The organism is Paenibacillus sp. FSL R7-0048, assembly GCF_038004505.1.
Classification (GTDB): Bacteria; Bacillota; Bacilli; order Paenibacillales; family Paenibacillaceae; genus Paenibacillus_AQ; species Paenibacillus_AQ odorifer.
The window spans coordinates 4,192,475-4,214,191 of the sequence record NZ_JBBORF010000001.1; the positions used below are offsets into that span (position 1 = coordinate 4,192,475).

Consider the following 21,717-nt stretch of genomic DNA (forward strand, 5'->3'; position numbering starts at 1 on the left):
TTGTAAAACCTAATTCCTATTTGTTCAATTAAATCATAGATCTGCGAGTCAACGATGAGTAAAACATCATAGCTGGTCAAATAACTGGGCACAAAAAAACTGCACTCCCCATTGTCCGTTGGGACAAAGCAATAAGGGTGTGCAGTTTCTTTGTGGATGAGTCTAACGGTAGTTAGAGACTAGTCTTATTAATTACGGACGTATTCTCTATTTGCTGTTTCCAACATGGATTTCCAATCCGCAAACTTCGTCTCCCTAACAACATGACGATCAAACAGTTCATCAGGTATGTCAGCAACATCTTCTTCTGTCTTTACTTGAAAGTTCCCTTTGGTTACAAACTCATCGAAACTTTTGTAATTGGAATACTTACTCATAAACGCTTCATTAAACAATTTCTCGAAAGAGATGTGATTGGGATCTTCTTGATACGTTTTCTGTCCTTGTAACTCATTCATTAATTCTTCCATGGTCATTGGTTTTTGTCTTCTCAAATTACCACTCCTAATTTTCTGTTATAGTTGTAGAATATCATGTTAATCCATAAATTACACGAATCCTAAGCTTACCATAATTTTGACGATTTCACCTTTCAAATTTCACTTAATATGCAAATAGTCGGCCTCTATACTTAAAATACAACAAAAAACCTTCCTTATTCATAAGGAAGGCTTATTATTATTAGGACAATTTCACCAGGCTGTAGTTTTTCTTACCCTTACGGATAATGATAAAACGTCCGCCGATGGCTTCGCTGGCTGTAACTTCAAATGCTACATCGCTAACTTTTTCACCGTTCATGGAAATTGCGCCTTTGGTGATGTCTTCACGCGCTTGACGTTTGGATGGCTCAATTCCTAGATCTACCAGCCACTCCACAATATTTTTGGACTCCAATGTCGTTTCGTAGGTCGGCATTTCCTTGAAGCCTTGCTCGATCTCGTCAGCGGTCAGAGATTTAATATCTCCACTGAACAGAGCGGCAGTAATACGTTTAGCCTGCTCCAGCAATTCCTCACCATGCACGAATCTGGTCATTTCTTCAGCCAGTGTTATTTGCGCTTCACGTTTATGCGGTTCGGTCTGCACCTTTTCTGCAAGTGCATCAATTTGTTCTTTAGAGAGGAATGTAAAGTACTTCAGGTATTTCACAACATCACGGTCATCTGTATTCGCCCAGAACTGGTAGAATTCAAAAGCTGTCGTTTTGTTCGGATCCAGCCAAATGGCTCCGCCAGCTGTTTTACCGAATTTTGTACCATCGGCTTTCAGCATAAGCGGGATGGTAAGTCCGAATGCTACCGCCTCAGAACCTTCTTTTTTACGAATCAGATCTAAGCCACTTGTGATGTTCCCCCATTGGTCTGAACCACCGATTTGCAGCTGCACATCTTCATGCTGGAACAGGTGCAGGTAGTCCAGGGATTGCAGGATTTGGTAGGAGAATTCCGTAAAGGAAATTCCGCTGTCCAATCTGCTCGCTACAACATCCTTGGCAAGCATCGAATTGATGCTGAAGTTTTTACCATAGTCACGCAAAAATTCGATAACATTGATTTTATGCGTCCAATCGTAGTTGTTCACCATGCGGATTTGATTGTCGCCATCAGTCACGAACAGTTTTTTCATCTGTGCTGTAAGTGCGTCAACGTTGGCTTGGATTTGCTCCAGCGTTTGCAAAGAGCGTTCGGATTGACGTCCACTTGGATCACCAATCGTTCCCGTAGCCCCACCAATAAGAATCACCGGACGATGTCCTGCCAGTTGAAATCTTTTGAGCACCATGAATGGAATCAAGTGGCCAATATGCATACTGTCACCTGTTGGATCTACACCGCAGTACAGGGATACCGATTTTTGATTGGTCAGTTCTCTAAGCCCTTCGGCATCTGTTTGTTGATTGATGGCATCGCGCCATTCTAGTTCGTCGATAATATTCATTGCCTTACACCCCTCAAAATTAGTAGTTATCCTATAAATGAAACATCAGTCCGCCAAGCGGAAACGGTTCGCCCTCCTGATTAGGACGGGACCGTTTCAGCGAGAAATATAAGGAGCATTGATGAAGCGAACCCTATAAATCCTTATATTTAAAAACAAAAAAATCGTCCCCTTGTCTATTGTAGACATAGGGACGATTGAATAACCGTGTTACCACCCAGATTGCACCCATGAAACGCTTATGCTCAAGCATACCATTGATACCACTCTTGACGAGATATCGTTCGCCATTCCGCTCGGTATTACCCGAGATACTCCAAAGTGTAATTCGCAAGCTTAGTGTGTACCGGGTTTCATCAACCCCCGGCTTTCTGAAACAGGGACTAAGTTACTACTGGGCTCCTTCAACGTATATCGTATATAAGATTACAGCCAGTATAGTGAAATAATTCTTTTATGTCAACTATCTTCAGGAGAGAATGCCGTCACACACTTCTACTGTAAAGCGCTACTAGGCATTTCCACTTTTTTTCTGATACAATTACGAAAAAAGAGGTGAACGAATCCGCATGTTAGATCCTATCGATAACCATATTTTGATGCGGCTGGCCCAAAACAGCAGAATTTCCTATACTGATCTAGCTAAAGAAGTCAGTTTATCAAGTGTCGCGGTGAAAGATCGTATTGATCGGCTAGTCAATCAAGGGATTATTGAACAGTTCTCGATTGTCATCAGTGCTGAAAAGCTAGGAAAGAAAATCTCCGCCTACCTGGAACTTGAAGTAGAACCTGCTCATTTAAATCATATCGTCGATGTATTAAAGGAAAACGAACGCGTAGCTGTATTATACGAAATGACGGGACCATGTATTCTGCATATTCACATCTTGGTAGAGAATCTTGAAGAGATGGAACGGTTTATGCATGAATCAATCTACTGTCTGGATGGACTGGTACGTGTAGAAAACCAAATCTTATTAAAACGCCACAAAAATCAGGACGGATTGAATATATAAGAAAAAGAACCGCCTATAAAAACGGTTCTTTTCTCATATGGATTTTTTTAGGATTATCGAATAATTGCTATTACGTCCTACTCTGTCTTAGCCAGCTTAGCTTTATAAAAGTTCACGAAATATTCGCTGACCACGATCTTCCCGTTCACAACACTTATTGGGGCTGCAAGCTTCACTGTCTCTCCGTTGTAAATCCCCGTTGTCGCTCCAACCTTCATCTCCAGAACATTGCCATTGTAGCTTAGCGTAACTGTCTTAGTGGCTGGCTGCCAGCCAACCTTTGCTCCAAAGTTCTCAAAGCTGCTCCGTAAAACCACGGGCTTGCGCTCGAAATCGCCGAATTGACCTTTATCAATTAAGGCGTGTACGCCCCAGTTTCCATCCACCACTTGTGTAATTCCAAAATCAGCTGACACAGACATCAGAGAGTACGCTTCATCTTCGCTCAATTCCATTCCAGCCATTAAAAAATCTTTTGTTTTACGAGCGGCATCCTTCATCGCTTTGTCGATGGACGAGTTTTTGAAGATATCCGTCTGAGCACTAGCCCCCAGCTCCTCCAAATAATTGGCGTAGCTGAATCCATGCACAACCCACTCGTTCTCATTTTCAAGTAATGGGAAGTTTAAACCTTTCAGCTTGTTGTTAAGCGATGCTTTTTTATGAAGAATGACTTGTATATCCCCAGTGACCGATGTCTCGATCGCAGTTCCGTTAATCTCCGAATCACCTTGACCGGCATGCGGGTCACCGATCGACAGAAGTGCACCAGCTACGGATACTGGATAATACATCGTTGCACCTTCGGTAATCCGCCAATCATCTACGTTACCGCCGTTGTAAGAAGGTGGAACGGAGTCAACAACATCCGCTTCTTTCGGCGCCACACCCATTGTACCAAAGTGGAGACGAACCGGAATTTTCACACCTTTTAGCACATCGAAGTTCTTATCAATCGTATTATGGTCAACGATAACACCCGGGTAGTCAATTGTCGGGTGCACTTGACCATCTGGATCGGTTTGCACAGACCATTTGTAGTTATATACAGCTGTTGCATAATCTGTTCCACCCTCCGTATCCATCTCGTAGATGGTTACTACCTCACGCTTTTTCGGCTCCTCCACCATATCTCCATATAGATAACCCCAGTTCGCTGCGGCATTCACGCCATATGTTTTGCCAGCGTATTGGTCATTCCCATTTGGTCTCAGCTTCATGTCCAGAATCTTAACTTCCAGCACATCTCCTGGTTCAGCACCTTCAACAGCGATGGGACCCGTCATAATATGTACGCCTGGCCCGCGGAGCGCTTCGTTCTTCTCCCCCTCAATCCAGTGGAAAATATCCTCTACTCCCGCATCTCCTTTAATCATCCGCTCGTAATCATCACCAGAGTGATGTGTAATGGCCTCAACCGTTACGATGTCTCCCGAATGCACAGTTAGAGCTGGATCTCCCTTACCTATATTCCCCCATCGAACAGTCTCCGAATTCGCCTTCAGAACATGGGTTTTTGGTTTATACGCATAGTCCGTTGTGTTAGAATACATAACACCAGATAACGAATTCACCCCTAAAAATAGGGATAACGTGACACCCACATTACGAATTATTTGTTTTTTCATACGAAAATCCTCCATCCCTTTAATAAGTGTTAGTTTTTATAACATTTGGTGTTTCTGAGTATAACAGATGACTTGAGGATTAACAATATAAATATTTTCACGAATTTCGGTTTAAATAATAAACACGAAGGAGTCTTTCTCTTGAATTATCCAAGTTAACTCCACAATAAAAAAACGCCAACACTTATTAGCTCATAGTGTTTGGCGTTGGATTATCCAGTCTAAAGTAATGCACTAATTTTATTTTTGATCAGTAATACTTCTTGTTGCCCGGGTTACAATCCGCTTTGTTTCCTTGGTACCTGATAGGTTCAACCATTCATCACAAATTTGCTGTACCCATGCCGGATGGCTTTTGCTAGCATCATTTAACCAATTGCTTACAGAATCCTGAACGTATTTTGCCGGATCAGAGTTAAGAGGTTCTAATAGCGGAAGGGCAATCGCTGGATTTTCTTTGAGTGCTGTAATATGCTTTGCCCATACCCCATGTGGGCGCGTCAATTCGATCGCAAATCTCCTAATATTCGCGTCCTGATCATGAACCCAATCCTTTAATAATTCAATGGAAGCATCCAGCTCGGCAATGACTGATTCCCTCAAAGCCATCCATGAAATCTCACGCACCCCAAAATGCTCATCCGCTGCAAAAGGACGGATTGCTGTTAGTTTTTGAACTAGACTCCATTGATGATTCTGGCCCACGATATAAGCAGCCCAGCAGCGAACACTATCGGATTTATGATGAGCCAACACAGCAAATAGCCGGGAACGTTCCAGCTCTGATTTACAGTCAAATAGAAGCTGCCACTCACGTGAAATCACCGGGATGAGCTTCATGATTTTCTTTTCCGATAACGCATTCAGCCTTTGTAAAATTGGTTTAGCTTCCTGTTCAAAACCTAGCTCATTCAGTACATTTTCCAACAAGACAAGATGATCCACAGCAAGCCATTCCGTTAAATTCACGCTCTGTAAATATCCTTTATTCAGCAGTTCTACAATCTCAACGGGAATTTCAGTAACCCTCCGAGCACCCTTCCTGTGTTCCATGGAAATCGTCCCTTCACTATGATTTGAAAGCTTAAATCACCTTCATGTCATAGCTAGGATACCGTTGTTTCTAAAAATGAAGCTGTAATCTCGTTTACAACTCGATAGCTATGTTATATTTGTTTCCAAAATCTTGTCTCGCTGGATATAGATAGTTCTGAACCCTGTCTGAATAACCTCCGCTTTCACCAATTCTTGCAATGCCACTGTTACAGCTTCTCTGCTGGCTCCAATTAAATTAGCGATTTCTTGATGCGATAGAGGAACATTAATTTTCTAACAATTATCCTTATGCTCAACCCCATGCTGATCCGCTAGCTTTAAAAGAACGCACAATATTTTATCATGCAGATTTCCGATGGCTAGATTTTGAGTTAACTGACTCATACTTTTTATGCGGTCGCTCAATACTTGCAATAATGACATCATAAACCTAGGCCGGTGAGAGATAAATTCTTCAAACCTTGCAGGATCAATTGTGCAGATATGGCTTTCCTCAATCGTTTCAATATAATGTTCCTTCGTTCCAAAAGAAATCATACCCATTTCACCAAAAACATTACCCTCACTGAGGATATCCGATGTAAATTGCTTACCGTTTGCGTTTAATTGGTATAAGCGAACCTTTCCTTTTTTCACAAAAAACAGTCCTTCAGAAAAGGTTGACGGTGTTTGGATATATGTATTTTTGGGGACTACTGTTATTCGCGTTAATTCTTCCATTTCAATAAGATCTTCCAGTCCTAACGATTGAAGCAAATTGAATTGAGATAAATAATGATTTTTTTCCATTGCCCCTCCTGTATAAAACGCTATTCATTTCTTCAGTATACCTTACAAAAAAAGCCACGTCCTAAGGACGCAGCTTACTAAATTACCGGTTACTTGCTTCCCAGCGCGCTACTTCTTCCCGCACACGTGGGGCCACTTCGGTGCCCAGCAGTCTAATCACCTGCATAACATCCTCATGAGGCATCGTGCCGTGCGGCACATGTAAAAAGAATCGCGTAATTCCCACATGCTTGCGCAGATGAATGATTTTATTAGCGACAGTTTCTGGATCACCTACGTAAAGGGCGCCCTCTAAGCTGCACGCTGCATCATAATCTGCACGATGGTACGGAGGTGTTCCTTTTTCTTTCGCCCGCACATTGGTCCGGGCATGCGTTGAAGGAAAAAATTTCTCCAGCGCTAACTGATTAGTCTCCGCTATGAACCCGTGTGAATGCGAAGCGATTGGAAATTTTGAAATATCATGCCCGGCTTCAGCTGCTGCTTTTTTGTAAAGCTGTACATGTGAAGCATAATCCAGTGGTAGAACATTCCCTATAATCGCTAAAACAAAAGGCAAACCTAGTGATCCTGTGCGGATCGCAGACTCTGGACTTCCTGCACTCCCGATCCAAATCGGTAAAGGATCTTGAACCGGACGCGGGTAAATCCCCAAATTTTCTATAGCTGCTCGGTGTTTGCCTTTCCAGGTCACTTTTTCTGACTTTTGGATGGCTAATAACAATTCCAGCTTCTCATTAAACAGTTCTTCATAATCCTTCAGATCATATCCGAATAGAGGAAAAGACTCTGTAAACGAACCCCGGCCGATCATAATCTCCGCACGTCCGTTTGAAATTCCGTCCAGCGTTGCAAAGTCCTGAAAGACACGCACCGGATCGGCTGAAGACAGGATCATTACAGCACTACTCAACCGGATCTTAGTAGTCAACGAAGCAGCCGCAGCCAGTACAACCGCAGGTGAAGACGCCGCATAATCATGCCGATGATGCTCACCTACTCCGTATACATCTAATCCCACCTCTTCGGCAAGTACAATTTCCTCCACTACTTCACGTAGTCGTTCTGCATGACTTATTGTCTCACCCGTTTGGACATCAGGTGTGGTCTCGACAAATGTACTTACTCCAAGTTCCACTATTCATTTCCTCCTAATATTCTGCACGATGCATTATTCTCTGGATGTAAAAAACCATAAAGGGACTACCTAATTATAGACTAACTAATTTAGGTCCCTTCGACTATAATCGAAGTTCATCTAATTAGATCCCCCTCACTATAGATCGGACTGAGGAGCCGTTAATTTAATAATTTCATTCATTTTGCTAAATTATCGGACTTAGATGCAGCTATTCGTGCAAAGTAGCTTCCATAATGTGTGTTTTTATGGAAATAAGCGCAATACAGTCCGAAACTATCGCAAAATGAACTAAAAAGTGAAAATAGCTGCAATACAGTCCGAACAAACAAAACCTCGTGTGAACTGACCATAATACAACAATTATACTGGGACTTTACCGCCAATGTGCAAGAGTGCAGCTAATGCGTGGTAACGACGAAGTTTGTTTAATTGTATTTATCACCAACGCACAGTGCAGCTAATGCGTGGTAACGACAAAGTTTGTTTAATTGCATTTACCACCAACACACAGTGTAGCTAAGGCGTGGTAACGACGAAGTTTGTTTAATTGCATTTTGTGCAACTATATACGCTTTGAGGGTAGCCTTTGTGGATTTAGTTGCACTCTGTACACTTAAATACGAGCAATTGCGTCAATATGGCGGGATTCTAGAATAATAGTTGTAAAATATGCAATTAAACTGCCCCAAAGCTGCGAGCATAAGAGCTTAAATGTACTTTATACAACTATTTTGCTTTTTTAATGAGAATTGAGAGGATGCTGCTAGTGCGATGTAATAGCGATGTAATAGCAATGTAATAGCGAAGTAATCGCAATAATACAAAAACAAAAAAGACCACTAATCACCTAAACACAGACGATTAGCGGCCGGTCAAATCCAAGCTAGTTTGCATTCCCAATATTCGGAGTTATCGGCTTATCCAGCGATTTCGGTGGTTTGCTTGGGTTTATCCCAACGCCGATCCGACCGAATACAAACGCTCCGCCAGGAATTCGATTCGCTAAATTCATTATAAGTGCCGAGCCTACCACACAACCGACAAATTGCAGCAGAACACTAAATAGTCCAAGGTTTTGCAACCCAAATGAAGCTGGAAGCTTAACGAATATAGCCAATAGCAAAGGATGAAGCAAGTATATGCCAAAAGAATATCTGCTGCTCCATTCCAGCACACGTGGCACTTTCTTCATTTTCGATGCCACGGAGAAGAGCAGCAAAATCATGCTTAAGGCGAATAGAAGCATATCAATTCTTTTGGAGCTATGCGCCGTTATCCAGCCTTGACTATTCACGAACAGCACTAGCGCACCTGTCAGAACCGGGAGCGTGTATACGGCTATGCGGAACTTTTTTAATTTTTCCCGGAACCACAGCTCATTTCGTCCCAAGTAATAGGCTACTGTAAAGTAAAAAATCCAACCAGGTGCGAAAATCCAGTACATTTTATCCCAGAAATAATGGGCGGCAGCCGTATCTGCGGGCGTAGTAAAGTTGAAGAAACCCAAATAGATAACGTTAATAAGGAACGATACGATTAGAATATTGCGGGGGTTAAGCCGCTTCGCATACGTCTGAAACCAGAGGAATAAAGCATAAAACTGAAAGATAATCAGTATAAAATAGCCATGGAAATCTCCAATCAGCAAATGACGCCAGAGGTAATACCAAAAAGCCTGCAGCAAAGGAATACCGTCACTACTCGACAGCTCCAATCCTTTTAGTCCTGCATACAAGGTCCCGAAAAAAAAGTAAGGCAATAAAATATACTTGATTCTTTTCTCCCAAAATCTCGCTGGAATTTCATTGGGATAGGCAAATGACAACACGAATTGGGAGATAAATACGAATACAGGTGTGCCAAACGTTAGCAGTAAACCCACCGACTCTACCCAAGATGTATTTCCATCGTCATAAACCCGATAAAGAGCATGCAGCAGGGCTATACTTAAGCAGGCTACACTACGAAGAACGAACATTTCCGAGTTCATTTTGCGTTCCATGCGGAGTGCCCCTTTCAATGGGTGCTTTTAATGATCTACTGCGCTTCCTACACTTAAGCGGTCAGTAATTGTTTTTTCCAGCCCGGTATGAAAGTTATGGTTAGGGAACCAAGACAATAATTCCTGGGCTTTTTGATTGTTTAAATAGCTATGGAGAATATCCCCCGGACGGGGCTCCGCATAGGTTGTCAGGAAATCACCACCCGTGATGTCGCTTATCATCCGAACCATCGTATTTATCGAGGTTGGTATTCCGCAGCTAATATTCATCGTCTCATTATTCACCCTGCCTTCGGTCTGAACCGCGTCAACAAACGCTTGCGCCACATCCTCCACATAGACGAAATCTCTAGTTTGCTCACCGTCCCCATAGATTATGAGATCCTTCCCTTGCTTTATACGATCCAGAAAAACGGAAACAACGCCAGCTTCCCCATGTGAACTTTGCCTAGGCCCATATACATTAGCGAGACGCAGTATCGTATATTTTAGCCCATGTAAGCTGGCAAACATCCGAATATATGACTCTGGTACACTTTTGGATACACCATAGCAGGACTCGGGATTTAAGGGATGCTGCTCATCAATGCTCAAATATTCCGGGTTCCCATAAACTGCTGCCGACGAGGCATAAACTAGCTTTTGAACCTGATGGATCTCGCACATGCGCAGTACATTCAGCGTGCCAACAATATTCACATTCGCATCAAATAACGGGTTCCGCTGTGATTCTCTGACGTCGATCTGTGCAGCTAGATGAATGACTGCATTTGGCTTTTCAAGGTTAAACACCTCATGCAAAGTCTCATCCCGAATATCGTACTTATACAGAACCGCAGCAGGATTCATATAAGTCAGACCGGAGGCTCCGGATACATTATCTACAATCACAGTTTCTATGCCCTTTTTTATTAGCCGATCAACCACATGGGATCCAATAAAGCCTAACCCCCCAGTTACCAATACCTTCAAAATAAAAAACTCCTTTCGCCCGCTAAGAGTGATCTTTGTACCGTGCATTCCCCGAAAAATTCACATAAAATACAAAATCAAAGGATAAAGGAGTGAAGTATATGGCTACTGCCCCTATTCCAGACAGCTCGGTGACTACGTCCATCCTTTCTGATGGTGCGGTCACATCTATTAAAATAGACCCTGAGACTAACGGTTATGTGAACGTCCGATCGTACGGCGCTGTAGGAAACGGTATCAAGGACGATACAGTAGCGATTCAAAATGCTATCAATGCGGGAAACGCCAAAAACAAAGTAGTAATCTTTCCTCCAGGTGTATATAAGGTATCTTCGGGACGCATGCGTAACCCCTCCATCCTCGACTGGTGGTGTCTTCGAATTCCGTCCAAAACGAATTTAAGCTTTGAAGCCGGCTCCAAACTTGTGCTTGCCCCGAACCCACCCTCAGACACTAGGGTTCTAGTAATCTTAAATGCCTCAAATATCACAATCGCGGGCACCCTTGAAATTGATGGAAGTGCATCGACTGTTAAAACAGCCGTCAACGATCAGCTTCACGGCTTGTTCATTTCTTCTTCGCAAAATATAACGATAGAGTCAGTGTACTCTCACGATTGCTATGGGGATAATATCTTCATTGGGGGGACAGAAGAAATCCCCTCCGTTAATGTGCACATCGGATATGCACGCTGTGAGACTGCTGGACGAAAGAACTTTGTGGTCCATTTTGTAGACCAGCTTCATGTCAACAGAGCGGTTCTGAATAATAGCCGCGGTGGCGCGCCTGGTTTTACTGGTGCTAACTCTCTCGATCTTGAACCCGATGTCTTTAAAGGAACGCGCAGCTTTTATCAGCGATTCGACTCCTTGACAACCATAGGTTTCGGTAACGACCTATCAGCAGGGCTTACAGATGCTATCGCTAGACTCTGGACACTCGACATCGGTTCACTAGATATGCGTGTAAGCGGATCGGTAAGTCCAGCCTTACTGTCCTATGGACTGACGCTCAAAATCAATCATTTGGCTATCCGTTCCACCGATCATAAAGCTAACTTCGGTCTACAGACGATCTATTCACAATTTATTGATATCGCTAGCGCCAAGTTCGATGGCATCGGGGGCCCTGCGATCTATGCAGCGTTTAATGCTGCCGGAGGTAAACCAAGGTTGCACATCGGTTCTTTAGGAATGTACGGTTCGGGTTCCACCTTAGCAAGTGGTGTCCGAATCGACGGAGGAGATCTTTATGTGGGGACGATAGATGCACAGGATTTAACGGGCAATACCTTGCATTTATTCACAACGGAGTCTGACGCGATGGCTACTGTCGACAATATGATCGTTCGCAATAGCGGAACCAATCAGGTAGTGCTAGTCTCTTCTTACGGTGCAGCTAAACCGTCTCTGCGCCTCAATAATGTAGCGGTGTTTGATACCCGAGCAGTGAAGGTAAAGCGAATTCTAGAATTCGAAACACTAATCGGCATGCAAGGCACATCACTAGGAACCTTGTATAATCCATATTCGCTCCCTGAATGGTTCTCGACCTACGGTAACTTCAAACGGGCCATTCGCCTCACTGGCGGGGCAGTGTTGCCCGCGGTGTTCATAGTAGAGGGTTCGCCCGAGGGAGTCGTAACCGCCCCAGTTGGCAGTCTGGCCATGCGAACGGATGGCACGGCACAAGCCACTTTGTATGTGAAGGAAAGCGGATCAGCTGCCAGCGGATGGAAGGCTAAATAAGATGAATCAACGGTATTGGTTACATGTCTCTATCGCATAAACGACACGTTCCAAATCCTCATCCGATAAAGAGCTTCCAGAAGGCAGGCAGACACCTGTTGAAAATAATTTATCCGATACACTGTATTCCTCACTGTAAGGATAGTAGTAATTGCTCTCGAACAAGGGTTGTAAATGCAGCGGTTTCCATACAGGTCTAGCTTCGATATTGTGCTGTTCCAGACATGACAGGAGTTGTTGTGAAGAGAACCCCGCCACTTCTTCATCGATGGTCAGCGCACTCAACCAGTGCGTGCTGCGACAATTGCGCGCTTCCGGCATAAAATGAAGACCCGGTATGGAACCTAAACGTTCCCTATATCGCCGGCCAATAGATCTGCGACGCTCTACTCGCTCTTCAAGCAGTTCTAATTGACCGCGTCCTATGGCTGCCAACAGGTTGCTTAACCGATAGTTGTATCCCATTTCGGAATGTTGATAATGAGGGGCAGTGTCTCGGGCTTGCGTAGACCAGAAGCGCGCTTGATCTAAGGCTTCGGTATCGTCGGATACGAGCATGCCCCCACCTGACGTCGTAATAATCTTATTTCCGTTGAAAGAATAGATTCCGAATTGGCCCCACGTTCCGCTGGCCTTGCCTTGGTAGAAAGCGCCCAGTGATTCGGCAGCATCCTCAATCAAGGTAATTCCATATCGGTTAGCTATTTCTACAATGGGCGCCATGTCTGCACTTTGTCCGTATAAATTGACGACAACAGCCGCTTTTGGCAGCAGCCCTTTGTCATTCAAAGCTTGGCAGGCCCGCTGAAAAGCTAGCGGACACATGTTCCAGGTCTCAGGCTCTGAATCGACAAATACGGGGGTGGCCCCCAAATATAAAATAGGATTGGCGCTAGCAACGAACGTGAGCGTAGAACAGATCACGTAATCTCCTTGTGTGACACCGGCTAGACGAAGTGAGAGATGAATCGCCGCCGTGCCAGAGCTTAACGCTAGTGCACCCTTTGATCCTGTGTAGGCGGCCATCTCCCGCTCGAACGCATCAACTTGCGGACCAATAGGAGCAATCCAACCAGAGTGTATCGCCTCCTCCATGTAGACCTGCTCACGTCCACTAATATGCGGCGGGGATAACAAGATTCGTGGCAGAATGCTCGTTTGACGAATGCTCATGCGAAGCTCCTTTCTCCATTTGGACCGATTTCTTCAGATGGAATACATATCATATCGAGATCTGGATGCCGATAGAGCGGAAAGTAATTTCCTGATATTCTGGTGTCACAAAAGGATATGATCCGCTCATACAACTCTGGGAAAAAAATTCGTTTACCTAAGTAATAGTCAAGGGGTTCCAGTTGTGTCGCGAATCTATGCTTGAATTGAAATAAGTCGTCATTCCCCTTATATCCCCCGCCAAGATGAAAACATTCAAAGCCATTTTCCATCCCCCACTTGGCTGCTGCGTGTATTAGCAATTTGGTAGGTGACCACTGCAGATAGGCGCGATCCCAACCACATAGGTGATAATGCATCCACGGTCGTTCATGTAACACGATGCTGGTCGCCACCGTTTTCTCCCCATCCATAGCTTCGAATAGCTCTACTCTCCCCTCAAGTAGATGACTAGTATCTTCTATAAATTTTTTGGGAAAATAATAAAAAGAATCCGCCTGTAAATCGTTTAGTGTTCCGTAATACAATTCACTGAAGGACTCAATACGATCCTTCAGATTCGAGTTTCGAATCGTAAAGGGTGCGGACTTTAATTTATGAATATTCCGTTTATGATTGCTGCCATAATGCCGGATGAGCTCTGACTCCGAACCCACAGTCAAATCAATATAAATTGTATTCCTATTCCATTCGGTGGTCAGACCACTTTGATATTCCGTAGCGTTGCCAATCAAGGGATGAAATCTTACAAACTCGGTCATGATCTTTTTCTCTCTACAGTAATCCGTGAACGTTTCACTGAATTGCCGGTACAGCTCACTTCGTTCGGCTCCCGGAGGGAGATTCGATATCGGTCCCCCGTATCCATAGGGTGTACTAATGTCGTACCAATCGCCTTCAAGCCCCAGTTGGATTACGGCAGGAAGATGGCTTATGGAGCGAAGTAAGTAAGGATAAACTATGAGCTGGTCTCCCTGCTTAAAAACAAACAGCTCTGCCTGCTGATGCTCTCCATCCTCAAACAGCCGAAAAAACGCTGAGGAGAAATAGATATCCTTCGTCTCTAACTGGTTCAAATAGGCATCCCATTCCTCTGAACTAGAGCTGCCTAACACGATGAAGTTACTCATACAACACCTCTTGATTCTCCAATATTTTGATCATACGTATACTTTCAGTGCTTAAGATTAGCCCGGGGTCTCGCTCACGCAAATAAGCATCTGAAGAAAGCAACAATAGCCTTTTCTCCCGGTCTAAATCCATTAATACGTCTGTCAAAAGATTGCAGCCACTCCACCCTCCACTTTGCAGTTGGATACGATAATACTGTTCACCTAACCGGCCCACAACTGAAGTCTCTTCCTTCGTTCTAATCTTAAGAGAAGAGAATCCATACTTTTGATGATGTGCCTCTGCCATCGGATAATCATCTATGATGTACGCCAATGCTTCTCTATCCCTATCAATCGATGGAGCCAAATCTCTTACATACCAGTAAGTCCGGCCTTCCTCTGCAAAACCAAGCCGCAAATACCAAGCATGAGCTTGCTCATTCCACGAAAATACATCAAGTGCCAGCTTCGAAATGCCATCCTTTTGGGCTAACGTCTCCCCGTACGCCATAAGCTTGCCGCCGATGCCATCTTTTCGATAAGCTGCGTCCACATTCAAGTTATTCAGAACCAGCATCTGCTCCATTCTTCGCCATTCAGCGAATCCAATAAGAAGCTCTTCAGAATAGGCACCAATCAGCAGTGTTGCTGAATGGCTTCCGCATTTACATGCTGCTTTCAAATATTCGGGATAACCGCCACAGGCGAATATGGTTTGATTGTAGACCGACTCTGGCAAGTTGCTCTGTAAGAGCCGGCATGCAAGGTGAATATCATCTTCCTGAAGCGGACTAAACCGCAAATTCATGCCGACCCCTCCTTTTGGTTCATTCTGTACTCATCGAGCGGCAGACTATGCTCACCCGGATTGGCCACAACGTCATCTTGGCGGATCACCTTCAGCACAGTTTTGCATAAGATCAACGCATCTAATCTAAAGCTCAGCTTCTCAACATAGGTAACGTCATAGGAGAGCCGCTGTTTCCACTCCGAAGTATTACGTCCAGATACCTGCGCCAATCCCGTTATTCCGGGTCTTACAGTAAATCGCAGCCGCTCCCGTTCAGAGTAATGCGGGCTGTAACGGATGAGCAAAGGTCTTGGTCCGATCAGACTCATTTCTCCCTTCACAACATTTACTAATTGCGGGAGCTCATCCAGACTCAGCTTTCGAATCAATCCGCCGAATTTGATATAACGCCGAGCATCCGATAACGGCTGGCCTTGCGCATCATACATTTCAGCCATGGTTCGGAACTTGTAGATGTAGAAGGGTCTTTCTCCCATTCCCGGCCGCTGCTGCTTGAACAAAATAGGACTTCCCAGCTTTATCCGAAGCAGCAACGCCACCACAGCCATGACCGGACTAAACACACCTAACATAATGATCGCTCCCACCAAATCGAAGCCCCGCTTCATATGGCGATACATGGTAGTCTTTCCCCCGCCTTTCTCTTATTCCGTAAAAAGACGTTCTGTAAGTGACTTTACCTCTTCCGGATTTGCACTCCAATAATACACTTTGGTTCGGACGAGCGGATCTAGAGCAGAGCTGTTATGGCCAGGAATCTGTTCGTAAGCAAAATCCGCGGAATCCATTCCCTTGAATAGCCAAGCTAAGCTCATCAAATCACTGTCACTAAAACTCGTATCAATAATGTCTTTCTTTTCACGCAGTAGCAGTCCAGCTAGATCAGGAATATGCTCCGGACTTAATAGCTTTTTGGCTACAGCCCGAACGATATTGAATTGCTCCCGTTGGCGGCTAAAGTCACCCTCCGGAGTCGAGTAGCGCTCCCTTGCTAAATAAAGCGTGTGGGCACCATCCAGATGCTGCTCACCTTTCTTGATGGTGATCTCCGGAGTGATGGTCACATCCTGATCAATTAGCATATCGATCCCGCCGATCGAATCGATGAAATCACGAACACCGGAGAAGTTCGTCTTGATGTAGTAATGAATAGGAATATTCATAAAATCACTAACGGCTTGAATCAGTGTCAGCGTACCCTGCTGATTCCCACCCTTTGTTTCACCAACGATATGTGCATGATTGATCTTGGTATAACCGACGTTCTGCACATAAACCCGCGTGTCCCGCGGCACAGATACGATATTCACCTTCCGTTGATCCGGCATCACATGGGCAACCATGATCGTATCTGCCCGCGAGCTTTCTCCGCCCCAAGTGTCTGTTCCAATTAGCACTACATTAAAGGATGAGCTTTTCTTGTCTGTTGGAGATGTCACCGCAGTTGGAGTCTGTGTAGACGTTGTAAGGGTAAGCTCATCCGTTTGAGCTTGTGGGGCTGGTGTGCTGAGCGATTGCACCATCGCTTCATTGTCCGTAACCACATTAGAGCTAGGGATCGTCAAGGGGTTAAGAATCGCCTTATTAAAACGATGCTCTGGATTCAATATCCCTCCAATCCAGATCCCCCCAACTACAACCACAACAAGAATAACAATCAGGCTGTATCGTCCCACCCGCCGCATGCGTGAATGTTTACCTGTAATTGCCTTGTCGCGATTGCACCATAATCTTGTCATCCATGAATGCTTAGTCGACTTCATAGGTCAGATTCCCGCATGAACTTCGGATTTAATGCGTTCAAGATCATGTGTGCCCACCTGCGGTTCTTCCTGAAAGCCCGAATAGCTTGGAATTAGCTGCTTTAGCAGTTTTTTGATCTGATGACTGCTTGGCATCAGTTCATACCGTTTGCACAAGTTCTCCAGAACCCCCAACACCAAATTCAGTTCAGATCTGGAGACACTTTGCGGGCGGCTAATCATAATACGGTAGTTGTTAGTGACCAATAACCCTTCTTCTTCAGTCAAAAGCTCCTCAAACAATTTTTCTCCAGGACGAATGCCAGTGACCACAATGGGAATATCTTTGTCAGGCTCGAGACCCGACAAGCGGATTAAATCCCTCGCTAGATCGTATATACGAACTGGCTTACCCATATCCAGCACAAACACTTCTCCCCCTTGTGCCAGCACACTTGCTTGAATAACCAACTGTACCGCTTCGGGTATCGTCATGAAGTAACGCACCATATCCATATGTGTAACCGTCACCGGGCCGCCGTTTTCGATTTGTCTTTTGAATAACGGAATGACACTGCCCCGACTACCCAGCACATTACCAAAACGTACAGCGGCAAAAACCGTCTTACTTAAGGAATTCTGATCATTAATGATCATTTCCGCGGCTCGTTTCGTGGCCCCCATAACACTGGTAGGATTAACCGCCTTATCCGATGAGATGAGGATGAACCGTTTAGCGCCATATTTAGCACTCGCTTCCGCTACATTCCTTGTGCCGATCACATTATTTTTAACTGCCTCTACTGGATTCATCTCCATAAGAGGAACATGCTTGTGAGCAGCGGCATGATACACAATGGAGGGGCGGAACTTTTGAAAAACGTTATCGATCCGCGATACATCCTGAATGTCCGCTATAATGGGATGAATGATCTGATCGGGATATAACTGTCGCAACTCTTGTTCAATAAGATAAATGCTATTTTCTCCATGCCCCAAAAGCAGCATTTCTTTCGGACGATACGCAGCCAATTGCCGGCATAATTCCGAACCAATTGAACCGCCTGCACCCGTGATGAGAATACACTCGCTTCCCAAATTCTCACGAATCTCTTCCGTATTAATTTCTACGGGACTTCTCCCCAGCAAATCATTTACGGATACTTCACGGATCATGTTAATGGCCATTTTCCCGTCCAAAATATCGGTCATACTAGGCATTAACTTGATCTGAGCTTTGGTAGATTTGCAGATTTCGATGATCTCCAGTAATTCCTTTTGAGGAGCCGTAGGCAAAGCGATGATAATGAACGAAATGTCCAGCTGCTCGACTGCCTGGGGAATGAAGTTACGGTTACCGACAATCGGCAACCCCATAAGCTCCAGCTTGCGCTTAGAGATATCATCATCTATGAAAGCGACTGGGTTCATGAATTTAAATCTTGAATGCTTGATATCTTTGGTAACGAGGATGCCTGCTTTTCCCGCCCCAACGATTAGCAGATTGCCTTCGGATGAACCCTTTGTTCCCAGTGTTTCGAATCTATCGTTGATGAGGCGGTTAACTAAACGTAAGCCGGCAATGCCGAGAAATACGTAACCCGCTGCAAAATAAATCGAAATCGGCAATCGATAGGAAGGGACGAATACATGCGCAGATACATTGACAGCGACCACTCCGCAGAGTGTTAAAGCACTCACTTTTAGCAGCTGCAATAACTCACCTATACCGGTGTATCGCCAGATATTGTTATACACCTTGAATCCAAATGAGAACGCTGCGTACACCATAATGTGAATGAGTATCGCCCACGGAAGCATCCACATGTACTGCTCAGGGATTTGAAAATCAAACCGAAGTAAAAACACAAGCCACACTGAAGCCGCTATAATTCCCGCATCCAACATGACTAAACGTACGATCCGCATTTTCATCACTTCTTTCTCCCTAATTAACTAATTATTCGTTTATTCGTTTATTCGTTAATTCGTTTATTCGTTTGTTGTCGTATATGTGAGAATGAATTATCTATCTGCTGTCAGACCCGGTTGTAATTCAGACGGAAAAGGCTTTATCCCTGGTTCTTTCAGCGCTTCTATATAAATCGAGTCCATTTCACGAAGCACCGCTGGCAATCCATAGCGAATAATCCTGTCCTTGTTCGCCTTACCCATTGCTGCGGTCAAAGCTGCGTCCGCTCGCAGTTGAACCAGTGCTTTTGCCGTAGCGGCAATATCATCCACTGGAACCAACATGCCCGTTGACTCATGCTCAATCAAATCGCGAATGCCCCGAATATGTGTGCCGATCACGGGTTTGCCTGCTGCCATCGCCTCCATAATCGCCCGGGGTAACCCCTCACGATAGGACACAAGTGCCGCAACATCACACGCTTGTAGCAAATCCGGTATATCTCTTCGGAACCCCAGAAAATGCACTTGATCCCTAACCTCTAACCGAGTAGCAAGTTCTATAAGGGTTTGCTCGAAAGGACCTGTACCTGCGAATGCTAGATGAATATCGCTTGCTTGATCACCCAAATGATGTAGTGCTTCGATCAACTGTTTTTGGTTCTTGTTAGCATTTAACTCAGCGACGCAGAGAACAACGAATGAAGGATTATCATTGTCACTCTTAGGTAAATCAAATAGCTGGTGACGACTTTCCCCCATCATTTTTGCAATTTCATTATCCCCCTCACCGCTACCGTATACCTGAAGATCAAGCCCGACTCCGCTCACATAAGTTACTTTTTTTCGCACAGGGAATTTCTGAGCACGCTCATAATCTTCACTATTAATGGTGATCAGTACATCCGTCCAACGTGCCATCAAATACTCCAACGGATAATAAAGCATCCAGTTCAGAAAAGGAGCACCTTTAAAAAAATGAAAACCATGAGCTGTATACAATACGCTAGGGACACCTGCTCTATGGGCTGCAATCCGTCCGAGAATCGAAGCCACTGGTGTATGTACATGGACGAACTGAAATTTTTCCGCTTGGAAGCTTTTCGTTAAGATCCGCAGAGCCGTCCAATTCTTCAACTGTAAAGGACTTCGTTGTATAGGTACGTCGTGACATACAATTCCCCGCTGTTCCAAGCGATGTCTGGCTTCGCCCGGCTGAGCGTAAGCATGGACTTCACACCCTTTTTGCAGCAATAACACCATGTAAGGTAAATGAAAACTCTCGAAATGCCCATATATGGAGGCTACAAAAGCAACCTTTGCTTGTAAGCCACCCTCAGCTGGAATACTCCCGATGTCCTTACTTGAGCTTTTATTGAGGTTGCTCTGCTCGTTGTCGAAGCTTGCGCCCAGTTGACCGTTCAACGTGTTGGGTTCGATAGGGCATCTCTCCTTTCAGGTTTTTGTCTGTTAACCGGATGCAAGCTCCGTTCATCGCCATCATGAACCACCAATACCGCTGGAATAACGCCTCAATACCCATCGATAAACCAATCATCGCCGCATGGGACAACAGCAATGCCATAATAATTGGTCTATGAATCGGATCTGCCGCACGATAAGAACGGATCCCCACAATGAAGAACCAAATCATAAATCCGCCATATACAATCAAGCCCAATAAGCCGAATTCAGTCAAAAACCATATAGGGGTGTTGTGGATAATAATGCGCAGTTCGTAATTATAGGAACCAAGCCCAATGCCTAATAACGGACTTTGTGCGATCCAATCCACCGCTTTGTCAATGATGTCAAGACGCGACTGAATCTGGGAAGGTCTGCTGGACATAGACTCCAGCACATTTAGATAAGCGGTGCCTTTATACAGCAGCAAAGCTATAAATGCCACACCAAACCCCATTCCGATCTTGATCAGTCTGGAAGGTTTGGTAATCAAAAGTGTAAGTAATACAAGGAAGAGACCAATCCATGACGAGCGCGAGAAAGTCATCATAATGCCCCCGGCTAAGCTTATCGTCGCTAGTATGCTGACCCATCCCCGCAGCAGCTTTATCTTCTCCCCACTCGTCATGATATGAATGGCAAAAGCCGTCACCAGCAATCCTCCGTATGCATTGGGATCAATTAACATGCCGGACAACCGCCCGTCTTGCACCATAAACGGAACCTTTACTCCGCTGAAAAAAGCGAATAGGGCAACACCATTTAAGAGCAGCACACTGGTCAGAAAAAATCGGAGCATCTTATATAACCGTTCCCAGCTATCTACGGCTTGCACAAGCATGATGTAGGTCAACAAAAGGAGTATGAATCCAATATCTTTTTGCAATAAGGCGTATTGGGTTATGAAGCCGTTGCGCCAAATGGATACAAAGGAAGCTAGAACAAAAATGAACAGCATGCCCCAATGCCATGAACTGAATATCCTCCGGTCCAATTTGAGATGGAATCCAGCGGCAAACAAACCTAACATTAAGAAGAGATCCGACGGGGCGATACGGAAGGCTCCACCAAAATCAATCTGTGCCGGAAGGCATATGATATACCCCATGACCGCAAACAGAAATAAATTGTGCATGGTATAGGGCTTCCCTACAACAGATACAGATGTCATACAAGTCCCTACTTTCCTACTTTCCTATAAAACAAAGAAC

At 44.6% G+C, this 21,717-nt stretch carries 17 protein-coding genes, 1 pseudogene and 1 other annotated feature; of the genes and pseudogenes, 2 read left to right on the forward strand and 16 right to left on the reverse strand.

What is annotated here, in order from left to right:
* Positions 1-188: 188 nt before the first annotated feature.
* Together NSQ91_RS18665 and tyrS are read right to left on the reverse strand one after the other, a co-directional pair.
* Positions 189-476: a hypothetical protein gene (locus NSQ91_RS18665; RefSeq protein WP_036688213.1), complete on the reverse strand. Its 288-nt coding sequence runs from the start codon at positions 474-476 to the stop codon at positions 189-191.
* A gap of 205 nt (positions 477-681) precedes the next feature.
* The gene (tyrS, locus tag NSQ91_RS18670; protein WP_076129736.1) at positions 682-1,941 is read right to left on the reverse strand and encodes a tyrosine--tRNA ligase; all 1,260 of its coding nucleotides are present in this window, start codon (positions 1,939-1,941) and stop codon (positions 682-684) included.
* 186 nt (positions 1,942-2,127) lie between these two features.
* Positions 2,128-2,358, reverse strand: a binding site (T-box leader).
* 152 nt (positions 2,359-2,510) lie between these two features.
* Here tyrS and NSQ91_RS18675 point away from each other — a divergent pair.
* Complete coding sequence (locus NSQ91_RS18675) at positions 2,511-2,957, forward strand: Lrp/AsnC family transcriptional regulator (protein WP_038571749.1); 447 nt, start codon at positions 2,511-2,513, stop codon at positions 2,955-2,957.
* 77 nt (positions 2,958-3,034) lie between these two features.
* On the opposite strand, the gene NSQ91_RS18680 is transcribed toward NSQ91_RS18675, so the two are convergent.
* From NSQ91_RS18680 to NSQ91_RS18705, 6 genes and pseudogenes are all read right to left on the reverse strand, one after another.
* The gene (locus tag NSQ91_RS18680; RefSeq protein ID WP_340919319.1) at positions 3,035-4,585 is read right to left on the reverse strand and encodes an acetamidase/formamidase family protein; all 1,551 of its coding nucleotides are present in this window, start codon (positions 4,583-4,585) and stop codon (positions 3,035-3,037) included.
* A gap of 240 nt (positions 4,586-4,825) precedes the next feature.
* Positions 4,826-5,638, reverse strand: coding sequence for a DNA alkylation repair protein (locus NSQ91_RS18685; protein ID WP_076305396.1), 813 nt, complete (start codon positions 5,636-5,638; stop codon positions 4,826-4,828).
* A gap of 108 nt (positions 5,639-5,746) precedes the next feature.
* A pseudogene (locus NSQ91_RS18690) lies at positions 5,747-6,430 on the reverse strand (Crp/Fnr family transcriptional regulator).
* Between the two features lie 82 nt (positions 6,431-6,512).
* The gene (locus tag NSQ91_RS18695) at positions 6,513-7,568 is read right to left on the reverse strand and encodes an LLM class flavin-dependent oxidoreductase (RefSeq protein WP_076305398.1); all 1,056 of its coding nucleotides are present in this window, start codon (positions 7,566-7,568) and stop codon (positions 6,513-6,515) included.
* Positions 7,569-8,454: 886 nt separating this feature from the next.
* The gene (locus tag NSQ91_RS18700; protein WP_076305399.1) at positions 8,455-9,573 is read right to left on the reverse strand and encodes an acyltransferase family protein; all 1,119 of its coding nucleotides are present in this window, start codon (positions 9,571-9,573) and stop codon (positions 8,455-8,457) included.
* Between the two features lie 27 nt (positions 9,574-9,600).
* Positions 9,601-10,545: an NAD-dependent epimerase/dehydratase family protein gene (locus NSQ91_RS18705; RefSeq protein ID WP_076305400.1), complete on the reverse strand. Its 945-nt coding sequence runs from the start codon at positions 10,543-10,545 to the stop codon at positions 9,601-9,603.
* 101 nt (positions 10,546-10,646) lie between these two features.
* Between NSQ91_RS18705 and NSQ91_RS18710 the strand changes: the two genes are divergently transcribed.
* On the forward strand, positions 10,647-12,293 hold the full coding sequence (locus NSQ91_RS18710; RefSeq protein WP_340919327.1) for a glycosyl hydrolase family 28-related protein: 1,647 nt from the start codon (positions 10,647-10,649) through the stop codon (positions 12,291-12,293).
* A 6-nt stretch (positions 12,294-12,299) separates the two neighbouring features.
* Here NSQ91_RS18710 and NSQ91_RS18715 read toward each other — a convergent pair whose 3' ends face one another.
* The 8 genes from NSQ91_RS18715 to NSQ91_RS18750 form a co-directional block, all read right to left on the reverse strand.
* Positions 12,300-13,466: a DegT/DnrJ/EryC1/StrS family aminotransferase gene (locus tag NSQ91_RS18715; protein ID WP_076305402.1), complete on the reverse strand. Its 1,167-nt coding sequence runs from the start codon at positions 13,464-13,466 to the stop codon at positions 12,300-12,302.
* Positions 13,463-14,596: a GNAT family N-acetyltransferase gene (locus NSQ91_RS18720; RefSeq protein ID WP_076194880.1), complete on the reverse strand. Its 1,134-nt coding sequence runs from the start codon at positions 14,594-14,596 to the stop codon at positions 13,463-13,465. The genes NSQ91_RS18715 and NSQ91_RS18720 overlap by 4 nt, the downstream gene beginning before the upstream one ends.
* The gene (locus NSQ91_RS18725; RefSeq protein ID WP_076182396.1) at positions 14,589-15,386 is read right to left on the reverse strand and encodes a GNAT family N-acetyltransferase; all 798 of its coding nucleotides are present in this window, start codon (positions 15,384-15,386) and stop codon (positions 14,589-14,591) included. The genes NSQ91_RS18720 and NSQ91_RS18725 overlap by 8 nt, the downstream gene beginning before the upstream one ends.
* Positions 15,383-16,009 (reverse strand): sugar transferase, encoded by a 627-nt coding sequence (locus tag NSQ91_RS18730; RefSeq protein WP_076194878.1) that lies wholly within the window; start codon positions 16,007-16,009, stop codon positions 15,383-15,385. Before NSQ91_RS18730 ends, NSQ91_RS18725 begins: the two co-directional genes overlap by 4 nt.
* Before the next feature lie 24 nt (positions 16,010-16,033).
* Positions 16,034-17,152, reverse strand: coding sequence for an LCP family protein (locus tag NSQ91_RS18735; protein WP_340919336.1), 1,119 nt, complete (start codon positions 17,150-17,152; stop codon positions 16,034-16,036).
* Between the two features lie 3 nt (positions 17,153-17,155).
* On the reverse strand, positions 17,156-19,066 hold the full coding sequence (locus tag NSQ91_RS18740; protein WP_076194875.1) for a polysaccharide biosynthesis protein: 1,911 nt from the start codon (positions 19,064-19,066) through the stop codon (positions 17,156-17,158).
* A 90-nt stretch (positions 19,067-19,156) separates the two neighbouring features.
* Positions 19,157-20,467, reverse strand: coding sequence for a glycosyltransferase family 4 protein (locus NSQ91_RS18745; RefSeq protein ID WP_340919339.1), 1,311 nt, complete (start codon positions 20,465-20,467; stop codon positions 19,157-19,159).
* Positions 20,415-21,677, reverse strand: coding sequence for an O-antigen ligase family protein (locus NSQ91_RS18750; RefSeq protein WP_340919342.1), 1,263 nt, complete (start codon positions 21,675-21,677; stop codon positions 20,415-20,417). The genes NSQ91_RS18745 and NSQ91_RS18750 overlap by 53 nt, the downstream gene beginning before the upstream one ends.
* Positions 21,678-21,717: the final 40 nt, after the last annotated feature.